8 protein-coding genes and 2 pseudogenes are annotated in these 11681 nt (G+C 43.6%); all 10 read right to left on the reverse strand.

Going from position 1 to position 11681, the window contains the following annotated elements:
• Window positions 1-120 (reverse strand): annotated as a pseudogene (locus ACW6PM_RS13355) (tryptophan--tRNA ligase); the annotation flags it as partial.
• A 142-nt stretch (window positions 121-262) separates the two neighbouring features.
• A complete protein-coding gene (ybaK, locus tag ACW6PM_RS13360; protein ID WP_022293239.1) occupies window positions 263-742 on the reverse strand; it encodes a Cys-tRNA(Pro) deacylase in 480 nt (159 codons plus the stop codon).
• Between the two features lie 23 nt (window positions 743-765).
• Complete coding sequence (gene ppk1, locus ACW6PM_RS13365; RefSeq protein ID WP_456057455.1) at window positions 766-2841, reverse strand: polyphosphate kinase 1; 2076 nt, start codon at window positions 2839-2841, stop codon at window positions 766-768.
• 202 nt (window positions 2842-3043) lie between these two features.
• Window positions 3044-3787: a glycerophosphodiester phosphodiesterase gene (locus tag ACW6PM_RS13370; RefSeq protein ID WP_055163648.1), complete on the reverse strand. Its 744-nt coding sequence runs from the start codon at window positions 3785-3787 to the stop codon at window positions 3044-3046.
• A 40-nt stretch (window positions 3788-3827) separates the two neighbouring features.
• Window positions 3828-5156 carry an MFS transporter gene (locus ACW6PM_RS13375; RefSeq protein WP_308650177.1) on the reverse strand — a complete coding sequence of 443 codons (1329 nt, stop codon included), beginning with the start codon at window positions 5154-5156 and terminating at the stop codon, window positions 3828-3830.
• Window positions 5157-5262: 106 nt separating this feature from the next.
• Window positions 5263-5727 (reverse strand): gamma carbonic anhydrase family protein, encoded by a 465-nt coding sequence (locus ACW6PM_RS13380; protein WP_456057453.1) that lies wholly within the window; start codon window positions 5725-5727, stop codon window positions 5263-5265.
• Window positions 5728-5729: 2 nt separating this feature from the next.
• Complete coding sequence (locus tag ACW6PM_RS13385; RefSeq protein WP_456057456.1) at window positions 5730-9065, reverse strand: SbcC/MukB-like Walker B domain-containing protein; 3336 nt, start codon at window positions 9063-9065, stop codon at window positions 5730-5732.
• Window positions 9066-9081: 16 nt separating this feature from the next.
• Window positions 9082-9807 (reverse strand): DUF4194 domain-containing protein, encoded by a 726-nt coding sequence (locus ACW6PM_RS13390; RefSeq protein ID WP_308650179.1) that lies wholly within the window; start codon window positions 9805-9807, stop codon window positions 9082-9084.
• A gap of 15 nt (window positions 9808-9822) precedes the next feature.
• The gene (locus ACW6PM_RS13395; protein WP_456057454.1) at window positions 9823-11322 is read right to left on the reverse strand and encodes a Wadjet anti-phage system protein JetA family protein; all 1500 of its coding nucleotides are present in this window, start codon (window positions 11320-11322) and stop codon (window positions 9823-9825) included.
• 96 nt (window positions 11323-11418) lie between these two features.
• Window positions 11419-11681: pseudogene (locus ACW6PM_RS13400) on the reverse strand (methyl-accepting chemotaxis protein); the annotation flags it as partial.

Below are 11681 nucleotides of genomic sequence, written 5' to 3' on the forward strand. Positions count from 1 at the left end.
AAATATTTTGTCATACTCTCCTGAATTCTGAAGCTCCACTCTTCTGCGAAGCGAGCCCACATAATGGCCTATATGGAGTCTGCCTGTTGGTCTGTCTCCTGTTAAAATAATTTTTTCCATCTCTATTTTTCCTCTGCTTTACTTCTATTATTACGATTGCAATGTAGGTTTATTCGCAAAACAATCTGTCTAAGCAATCGCCAGCTTTATTTATTATAACACACTGACGTGTAAAAGCCTAGGAAAAAGACTCTCATTTTAATTATTTTATGATATCTGCATACTCTGCCTTTGCAGCCCTGCACAAATCATCAGGTGCCAGCGTAATCTGAAGTCCTAGCCTGCCTCCGCTGACTGTGATTTTGTCCTGCTCTTTAGCTGCCTCATGGATAAATGTAGGATACTGCTTTTTCATGCCGATTGACGTACAGCCGCCTCTTATATAGCCAGTAACCTTTGTTAAGTCCTTTAGATGAAGCATCTCTATGGACTTCTCGCCTGCTGCCTTTGCGGCTTTTTTGAAATCAATTTCGTCATCTATCGGTACTACAAACACATAATATCCACCACTTTTGCCGACTGTCGTGATAGTCTTGTACATACCTGCATGGTCAAGGCCGAGCTTGTCCGCTATCTGAGCTGCATCAACAAAGTCATCGCACTCGTACGTGCGTGCCTCGTATGGAATCTTCATTGTTTCAAGTATTCTTATTGCATTTGTCTTTGCTTCTTTTTTGCCCATTATTATCAGTCCTTTATTATTTTTTACTGGTTGTCAGCGTTCTTCTCAGCATTTTTGTATGCTTCCTCAAAGAACTGCTCCTGTGAATCTACAGGTGTGCTGTTTATCCTTCTGTCCACATACTCGCCATCAGCGCGAAGCTCCTTGCCCTTCTCATCATCTGTCATGATTGTATCGAAGATATGGCGGATCTTGTCCTTAGCATGTGCATCATATACAGGTGTTGCAACCTCCACACGTCTTACTGTATTTCTGGTCATAAAATCTGCTGATGCAATGTAAATCTTCTCATCATCGCCCACACCAAATCTGTATATACGTGAATGCTCAAGATATCTTCCTACAACGCTTATTACTGTGATATTTTCTGTGGCACCCTCCACCTGAGGCTTCACACAGCAGATTCCTCTGACAATAAGCTCTACCTTTACTCCTGCCTGTGATGCATCGATAAGCTTGTCTATAAGCACCTTGTCAGTGAGAGAGTTAATTTTTACTCCGATATATGCAGGTTTTCCTGCATTCTTGTTGGCAATCTGCTCATCAATCATGTCAACAATCCTGTTCTGTAAGCATTTTGGTGCAACAAGCAGATGCTTTACATCGCCGTCCGAAACAGTCTCGCCTCTCTGAAGTGCCATGAATACTCTTGATGCATCTGCTCCAATCTCCTGATTTGCAGTGATGAGAGACAAATCTGTGTAAAGACGCGAGGTCTTCTCATTGTAGTTTCCTGTACCGATCTGAGTGATGTACTCATAGCCATCGCCCTTTTTCTTTGTGATAAGGCAGAGCTTTGAGTGAACCTTGTAATCGCCGAGTCCGTAAAGTATCTGACAGCCTGCATCCTCAAGGCGGTGTGACATCTCTATGTTGTTAGCCTCGTCAAACCTCGCACGCAGCTCGACAAGCACTATAACCTCCTTGCCGTTTTCTGCGGCTTCTATAAGGGCATCGATAATCTGGCTCTTGTCTGCCACTCTGTAAAGTGTCATCTTGATGGAAACCACATCAGGGTCCTCTGCTGCATCGTTAAGCATCTTGATAAAAGGCTTCATGCTCTCAAACGGATATGAAAGAAGCACGTCCTTTTTCTCAACCTGTCCGATTATACTCTCCTTGAGTGAAAGCTCCGGTGTATCACGCGGAGCACGCTTCTCAAAGAAAAGCTCCTGCTTGTCGCGCAGATAGTGCTGAAGCTGGAATACAAACGACATATCAAGCGGTGTCTTTACGCTGATAAAATGCTTCTTGCCAATCTCAAGGAAGCTTGAAAGCTCATCAATCGCCTTGCGGTTGATTTTTCTTGATAGCTCAACTCTTACAGGGTCAAGACGCACTCTCTTCTTGATGAGCTCCTCCATCATGTTACGATAATCCATATCCTCATCATACATGCTCTGCGCATCGATATCCGCATTACGTGTCACACGCATGATTGATTTCTCACGGATTACATACTTTGGATAGAGCTTGGATACAAAGTGTAAAATAAGCTCCTCTGACAGCATAAATGTGCCCGGTCTTGTAGGTATCTCGATAAGACGCTTGAATACGCTGTTTGAGCATGGCACGATACCTGTCTTTTTCTTCCCCTTCTGTGTAGTTAAAAGCACTACCGCATAGAGCTGTTTATTGGCAAGGAATGGGAACGGCTGCTGCTTTCCTATAATCATCGGAGAGAGGAAAGGTGCAATGTGTGCATCAAAATATGCCTCCAGCAAATCTCCCTCATCCTTTGACAGCTTGTTGAAATTGATTATGCGCACACCCTTTGGCTCGAGCTCACCCATGAGCTGCTCGTATATCCTTGCTTTCTTCTTCTCAAGCTCGCATACTCTGTCAAGTATTGCCGATACCTGCTCCTCACTCGACATCTTTGTCTTGTTCTCGAAAATCTTTTCCTTTGAATTCATCTGCATCATGAGTGATCCGACTCTTACCATGAAAAACTCATCCAGATTTGTCTGGTAGATTGATGCAAAGGTCAGTCTCTCTGCAAGCGGTACTCTTGGATTGCCCGCCTCATTTAATACCCGCTCGTTGAACTGTAACCATGACAGCTCTCTGTTTGTGTAAACCTCTTCCAGTTTTTTCATCTGCATATACGCTCCTATTCTATATGATATTTTTTCATTCACGTTCGCATCCTTTGGGTTTGTTTCATTTTGTGCCCGCTGCATTTCAAGCAGCCTTGCACGCTCTATCAGTTTGTCCTCCCGGCGCCGCCTTCGGTCTGCCAGATGAAGCTTACCTTCCACCATAACAAGTATTCCCGCAAGCGCCTTTAAAACTCTTTCTCTACTCATTTTTTACTATTTCTACGGCAATATCCGGATAATTTGTGATAATTGCATCAGCTTCTGCCTTGACAAGTGCCTTCATCTCATGCTTTTCATTTACAGTCCAGACATGAGCTCTAAGGCCTCTTCCATGAGCCTTGTCGATGTAGTTTTCATCCTGCATATGGTAGGTTGCCGGATGAAGTGCATCCACATGAAGTTCACTGGCATACTCTGCCGCATTTACTATAATATCAGAAAAAAGCAGTCCGCACCTCATATCAGGGCAAAGCTTTTTCATACGCACGATCGACTCGTGATTGAACGATGAACACCAGATTCTGTCAAGCATATCATACTCTTCCACGAGTGCCAGCACCTTTTTCTCCAGATTTTTATACTGCACGATACCGTTTTTGAGCTCGATATTTATGGTCATCTCTGTGTTTTTGAGCAAATCAAACACCTCATCGAGTGTTGGAATACGTGTCTTCTTGTCATAGGACGGCATGTGCTTTGACACATTGAGGCGCTTTAACTCCTTTAGTGTATAGTCCTTTACAAAGCCCTTCTCACCACTCACTCTGTCCACAGTCTCATCGTGTATGACCACGAGCTCTCCATCCTTTGTAAGCTGTACATCAAGCTCCACACCGTCAGCCTTCATCTTTTCTGCCTTCTTGAATGCCTCAAGTGTGTTTTCCGGTGCATATCCGGATGCTCCTCTGTGTGCCCAGACTTTTGTTCCCTCTGTGTTTATCATGCTTTAAGCCTTCTTTCGTTTCTTTTTGTTTTTATTTTAGTTACTTTTCATACCCCGGTGCATCATAACTGTCTGCAAGCCTTAAAAATACAAATCCCACTGCAAAGAATATCGCCATAGTTGCAACCGCCACATTTATCGTGCCGCCTGCAAGCTTTACTGCCGCTATGACAAGCGAGCCTAAAAACGAAGCTCCCTTTGCAAAAATATCATAGATTCCAAAATATTCTCCCGAATTTTCCGGTGGAATGATCTTTGAAAAATATGAGCGTGACAGCGCCTGCAATGAGCCCTGGAAGCAGCCCACGCCAAATGCCATGATTCCAAAACCAATCAGATCATGCAGTGTGAGCGCATACAGACAAACCGCAAAATATCCCGCAATACAGACATACAAAAGCGTTGTAGTTTTGTATTTCTGTGACAGTCTTCCAAAAACAAGCGAACCGATGCATGCCACTACCTGTGTGAAAAGTAAAAACACTACCTGTCCCACTGAATCAAGCTTTAAATCAGTTCCTATGTTTATACAATTATCTATTATAGTACCTACACCATCTATGTAAAGGAAAAAAGCAATCAAAAACAGACCTACTTTTTTATCTTTTGTAGCAATTTTTTTGATTGTTCCGAATATCTGTGCAAATGCGCCGGCTATGAGTCTGAGAACTCCCGGATTTTTGCTTTTCGCTTCTGCAGCTTCCGATACATAATTCACCTGTTTATAGCTCTTAAGCAGCGGAACTGTAACAACAAGCCACCATATTCCGGTAACTGCAAAGCCTATTATCATCGACAGGCGGTTTGATATATATCCAAGCATATCAGGTCCACAGATATACGCTGCAAGCGAAACGAGAAACGGCACACATGAGCCCAGATATCCCCAGGCATAGCCGTAGGAGGACACCTCGTCCATTCTATCCTTTGTCGTCACATCGACAAGCATCGAGTCATAAAACACCAGCGATGCATTGTAAAATATCTTTGTAAGCACATATATAACAAGAAACAGTACCCACGTAGGTGTAAAGCCGTTAAGTATACATGCCGACACACCTACAACTACTGTCGTTGAAAAAATAGCCTTTTTGATGCGCATATGGTCAGCTATCGCGCCACATACAGGTCCGATAAGTGCTGATACAACCGTCATCACAGCTATCGCCATCGCATAATACGCAGTCGCCCTGTCAGATGAAATCTGCCCTGCACCATCTCCCACGGCAAGGCTTTTGTACCATATCGGTATGAGTGCACACGCAAGCAGTGTGTATGCGGAATTTCCCACGTCATATAATACCCATGAGAGCTCCTTTGACGAGAGCTTTTTGCTTTTCTTTTGTGTATTGTCTTCTTTTGATTTCATAAATTATACCTTCCCTGTTTATATTTCCCAGACTATGATTTTATTTTAAATATGTAAAAACCGCTACCGTCCATTTGTAAAGTTTATGTAAACAATCCGAACAATATTAAGTCAGCGACTTTCTCGCAATCTCCACATAGTGCATGGCGTTTCGATGATTCTCCTCTATCTCCTCAGCACTCAGTGCCCTGACTACCTTTGCCGGAGAGCCAAATGCAAGGCTTCCGTCAGGGATCTCGGTGCCCTGAGTGACAAGAGCTCCCGCACCTATTATACAGTTTTTACCAATCCTTGCGCCGTTTAACACGATGGCTCCCATGCCGATGAGTGTATTATCGCCTATAGTACACCCGTGAACAATTGCGCTGTGCCCTATTGTTACATTGTCACCTATTATGACACTGTGGCTTAAGTCCACATGTACCACTGCATTGTCCTGTATATTTGAATTTCTGCCGATTTCTATCGGCTCTGAATCGCCTCTTACTGTTGCATTATACCATACGCTTGCTCCGTCAGCCATTGTCACCTGCCCCTTAACAACAGCGCCTTCCGCTATATAATATGCCATATCTATCCCTCCATCAATTTCAGATAATCGCCCTTGTCTATATGCATCATCGAAATCTGATTATTGTGCCGCCTGAAGCCATAGACACAGTCCACATTTCGGATAAGCGACTGCAGACGCTCATCCGGCACACAGACAATCAGCTGCAAATCCATCTTTCTTGCATACTTGAGGCACACCGCACTTCGCTCCTGATCCATCTTGGAAAAAGCCTCATCCAAAAGCACCAGCTTAATCTTTGAATCACGATTGCTCTGCTGCATATAAAGCATTGCAAAGCCCGCAAGAAGCGCAACATACTTAGGGTTCTGTCCCTCACCGCCCGAATCACGGCCAGCCATGTCATCTACAAAGTTTTCCCTTATGACCTGACCATTTTCGTCCGTAACCTGCTCATACATGCTGAATGACAGATAATTGCGGTAATCCGCATACTGCTCCATTTCCTTACGCTTCTGCATGCGCAGATGCTCATCCTCATCCTTTGGCGGCATGAACTTGTCTGTCAAAAGCTTAATTTTCTGCTCATATTTCTTATAAAAGTCATCCTCACCAAAGCTTATCTGTCCGTCTATTCCGCCATTATCCAGGTTTTTGCTGTCCAGCTCCTCCGCCATAAGCATATCGTAGAACTGACCGTTTTCATTCTTTGCCGGCTCTATCTTAATCTGATACGTGCTGTCTGAGAAATTAGTCTCCCTGAGAAGCCTGTTTATCTCATAGGCATGACGCTTTGCAGCCTTGATATCACCGTGGATTGTACCGATGACATTCTCTCTGAGACTTTTGTAGATCACCTTGCACTGTTGCTCAAACTCACTCTCATATTCAGGCTCATAATCCTTCTCGTACTTCTCCAGCAGCTCCTCGTATGCCTTATTGGACTTCTCAGCTCCGCTGAACTGACCTGACGGGAACTCCTTTATATACCTGTAGCGGGCAGTCTGCAGTGTCTCCACACACGACTGCTGCCTGCCACCATTTCCGTCTACGCCTTGCAGCTCAATAAGCTTCTCACGCTGTTTGCTCTTGACGGATGCTCCTGAGCTATGCTGCAGCATATCCTGCACCTGCTTCTCAAGCTCCTCCCTTGCAACATAGCCCTGTAGCATATCATCCAGCTGCGCTCTTCTTTGCTCATTTGCACCTGTGATTTTCTGATGCTGGCTTATCTTTTCATTTATCTGCTTCTGATTCAGTGAAAAAGCACTCTTAAGTGCATCGATGTTTTTCTCAAGAAACTTCTTTTTCTCCTGAAGTTCCTTGTACTGCCCATTCTCCATTGTCCTGATAATAGCTTCGAGCTCATTTTTCTGTGAATTGACCTCTTTCAGCTCATCTGCTGCCTCCGAAAGACCCACAAAATACTCCGGCTCTCCCTTCAAGCACTCGAAATCTCTCTGCGCCTTGAGACTTGAAATGATACCCACAAGCTGTATCTGCTCCTTCTCCAGTCTCTCCACATCTGCCTCATACTCAGCAAGTCTTGCCTTGGATACCCTGCCTCCAATGCAGGCATTTGTAGTATAATCGCGCTTCTTCAGGTGTCTGAAAATAAAGTTGCTGTATGAGTAGCAGTCCGGTGTAACTCCATCCCTCACCTGCTCGAGCTCGTCAACACTCCTGCACTTTATAATATGCCCAAGATATCTTTTCAGGCAAACATCCACATATTTTTCCTTTGTATCCACAGCCTCATAAAGTGAACCGTCCACGGCCTTTGGTTCACTGTCCATGATAGCCTTGGAATTGATGAGATCAACATCCTCAAACTGCTTCATATCCCTGAAAATAACAGCTGCAGTATGCGCATAACGAGGCTCTGTGATAAGCGAGAATTTGAGCCTTCCCATACGTCCTTCTATGGCATTTTTCCATTCCTCATCCTGTACATCAAACATATCCGCAAATACCTGCACCTTCACAGGCTCGCCAAATCTATCACTTAAGTCTCTCTGCAGCGCAGCTCTTGCCGAACGCAGACTCTCACTGTACGACTTGCGGTTGTTCTTCATATCATCGACCAGACGCTGTTTCTCTTTAAGCTCTTTTGTTATCTCATTTTTCTGTGAGGTGTTGTCCTCGAGTTCCTCCTCGATATCCTTCTTTATGGACTCGAGCTTTAGATGAAGCTCCTGACATTTTGCCTTAGTGACATCGCCATCCACAATCTCTTCAATGAGATTTAAAACTGCATTGCTCACATAGTCTGTGATGACCTCATCCTCATCCCATGCCTTGAGTCCGTTTGTGATTTTAATCCACTGACGGCTGTTGTCGGTAAGCATGAGGCTTCTCTTCTCAAGCTCCTTAAGCTGATCCTTTTTGCTTCCTAAGTCGCTCGATTTCAAATCCGCACATACCTGAATATACTCCTGCTGCACAGCTGCCTGCTGCCCGGCTATATCCTCTGCTTTTTCTGAAAGCCTGTCCTGCTCCTCTTCGATACGTTTTTTATCATCCTCAGCTGCCTGAATCTTTGCACGCATATCCTCGATATCTATGCACCTGATCATTGTCTCTGCCATGACAATATCGCTTTGGATATTAACAAGCTCCTGCCCTGACTCCTTTATTTCCTTAAGAAGCTCAATACGCTTGCGCATATCCTCTATTTTTTCCCTGATTTGTCTGTATGCATCGAGCTGCTCACTGATAGTCTCTATCGTGCCCGAGTCACTCTTTGGAAACATATAATCACGTATAAACTGACCTGTTCCATTTGTCATCCTGAGCGCAATAGCACTTTTTTCCATTGTGATAAAACGATTCGGGTCAATATATCCTAAAATCACATCATATAATGTACCAAGGTATGCCTCCTTCGATGCGTAAATACGGTTGACATCACCTCTGGCGCGTCTGTCAGCTGACTGTGAGCGAGTATTTACAAGCTTTTTTATATCATTATTTGAATAGCAAAAGCCATCTGCTGTCACATATGAAGGCTCCGGCATCCTGCCCGAATGGCTAAAGTACACAAACCTCTTAATCTCAGAATCGTTTTTTCGTACCTCAAAGGCTATTCCTATACATGTAAACGTATGACTGCCTGTATCCTCTATCTCAAGCGCTATGACCGAACAAAAATCACAGTCACCACGATTTGCGGAGCCATCCTTCTGCTCACCCTTCAAATAGCTCAGAACACTTCTCCTGTTTTTTGAATCATCTGCCGCCTTGTTCAAAAATGTGGGACTGAAGCTGCCATAGAGTATAACCTGAATCGCATCCATGACGGTTGATTTTCCCGAACCGCTCTTACCACTGAACAAATTGACATACTCATTAAATTGCAAAACCTTGTGATTTATTCCGCCCCAGTTGTTTAGACACATTCTGGTAAAAATCTTCTTAGACTGACTCAATTGGTGACTCCTCCATTTCACTGTTCTTGGCAAATTCATGAGTATGGTTTACAGAACTGCCTTCTGTATCTGATCCGGCAGCTTCGAGTGCTGCAGCTTCATCATTATCATACTTAATCAGCTCCACCTCATCACTGTACATGCGCACAAGCTCATTTATATCCATGGCTGAGCAGAATATATTTACTGTGCCATAAATATAGATTGGTGTATTGTCCTCCAGGTTTGCAATAGCCCCCGGCAGCTCAATCATCTGATGTGTTTTCATGAGCAAAAGAGCATCCGACCATTCCTGATTAGTGAGCTTTCTGGTAATCAGATTGGTATTCCTGCCGTACTCACGAATCTCTGCCAGATTCGTTGTTGTCGCATTAAGCCCCTCGCCCATGATTTTGTCCCTGTATATCATCTTCATTATAATGACAAGCCTTGCCGTCAAAAGAGTCATCTTCTCGAGTATAACTCCATCACCCTTTATCCTGAAAAGATGCTCCTGCTGGTCGTGAACCAGCTCACAGTCAAGCACCGCCAGATAATCTGCGATAAACTCCCTGTTTCTAAGGCATACCTGATACCTTGGATTATCCCTCTGAATCAATGTAACAGGGTCACATTTCATTTGCAGAATACAGGTCTGCCTGAACAGATCCTGAATAGTTTTTTTGATATTTTCAGCCTCATTTGGCGAGACATTTTCCATATATTCAAACATATATTACTCTCTTTTCTATGCTTCTCGTTTAGCGTTTGATTTGGATATTACAAGCCTTGAGTAGCTTACACCATCACTCTTTGTTATCTCTCCGTCCAGACTCACCGTGTCCTCACCCATGCGCTCGTTGGTCTCCTCCTGCCACAAAAACAGAAGCTTTTCCAGATCCTCCATGGATTCTACAGTCTGTTCATCTGTCACAAACATGCCATCACGCATATTTTTATCTCTGAAGCTTTGAAGCTCCTTTTTTGTATACAATGGCTTTGGCACAAAATCAGCCATATCATCTTCGCCTGCCGAAGCATCATCAATAACAAACGGAACAAACTCACTTCTTCCTCTCTCACGTCTCCCCGGAAAGCTGTCATCGGTTACATTGTAAAACTGTCTGGTGAACTTCATTCTGTTGCGAAGCTCCCCAAGTATCTCATCTGTTTTATCACTCTTATCTATCAGGTTAATGAGCTTGACTATATTATCCTCGTCATCTGCGCCCTCCTGCAGGATATAGTGTATCCTTGCAAGCGCCCTCTTTGCAAAAATCGTCTTCTGCTCAATAAGCTTGTTGTACTTTCTCTCAATCAGGTCAAACTCATGCTCCACCTTATATACAAGCTCACTTGCCTTATCGCAGTACTCCACGCTGTACTCATAGCGTTTTCTCTCAAATGTACCGGGTGTAGTCTGCTTAAGAATTCCCTCAAGCTCAGCCCTTCTGTCATCATTCTGATTGAGAATTTTGCTGATAAGCTCCTTTACAGCTTCCTTGTATCGATAGAAGCTATCCGTGGTCGTAAGGATTGCATAACGTCTGCTGTCACTGTTGTTGATTTCCTTAATCAGCACCTTCTGTATACCGATAAAATCCTTCATGCGTGACAGCTCATCAAAATATGCCCTCATGCCATCCTGCATATTTGATAAAAGCTGGCCAAGATTTTTTGACGTATACAACGCATTTTTCAAAATATCATTGTTTTTTTCCGGGTCTGAAAAATATGTAAAAAGCGCACTGTAAACAGCCAGAATACTCTCACGTTCCCTGCTGTCATCATCCACCAGGAGCTTTTTAAACAGCTCTGCATACATCTGGCTGTACTGAGGAAATGCAATCACATATGTGTTGAGTTTCTCGTCAAAATCACTCCTGATCCAGCCCCACTTTACAAGCCTGCCCAGTATGGCTGATGGTGTCAAGGTGTATGCGAAGCTGGTCTGGTCATACATATCATCAATTTCAAAATCAAGCTTATCATCATCATGATTATCCATGCTTCCATTATCTTCATCACTCTCTTCTTCAGTATAATCAGTCTGCCATACAATGCCTGTTTTTGATATGGTATCCGCTATGATTATCTGACACTCCTCCCGTGTCAGCCCAAGTGATGCATAGACCTCGTTATTCTCCTCATATAACGCAACAACTATCTGCATGTATGCATCCATATTTTTCGTGCGAAATAAACTATAAAATTCTTTTGGTATTCTATCTTTTAATGTCATACTCATATAATAACATATCCCCACGTTTTTCGCCATATACATGGAAATAAACGTGGGGATATTAATACCCTTAATTCTATTTAATACAATTAATATATCTGCTTACTGCTCAGCAACTCTCAGATGACGGATAAGCTCATTTAAGCTCTCTGCCTCACTGCTCATCTCCTGACTTGCAGCTGCGCACTCCTGTGAAGAAGCTGAGTTAGTCTGAACTACATCGTTAATCTGCTCTACACCATTATTAATCTGCTTGATAGCATCTGTCTGTGTCTCAAGTGTCTCTGCGATTCCATTAACCTCATCTGTGATAGTCTTGGAATTGCCGGCAACCTCCTCAAGCTGCGATGCTGTCTTGCCTGCAA

The organism is Agathobacter sp. (assembly GCF_977054825.1).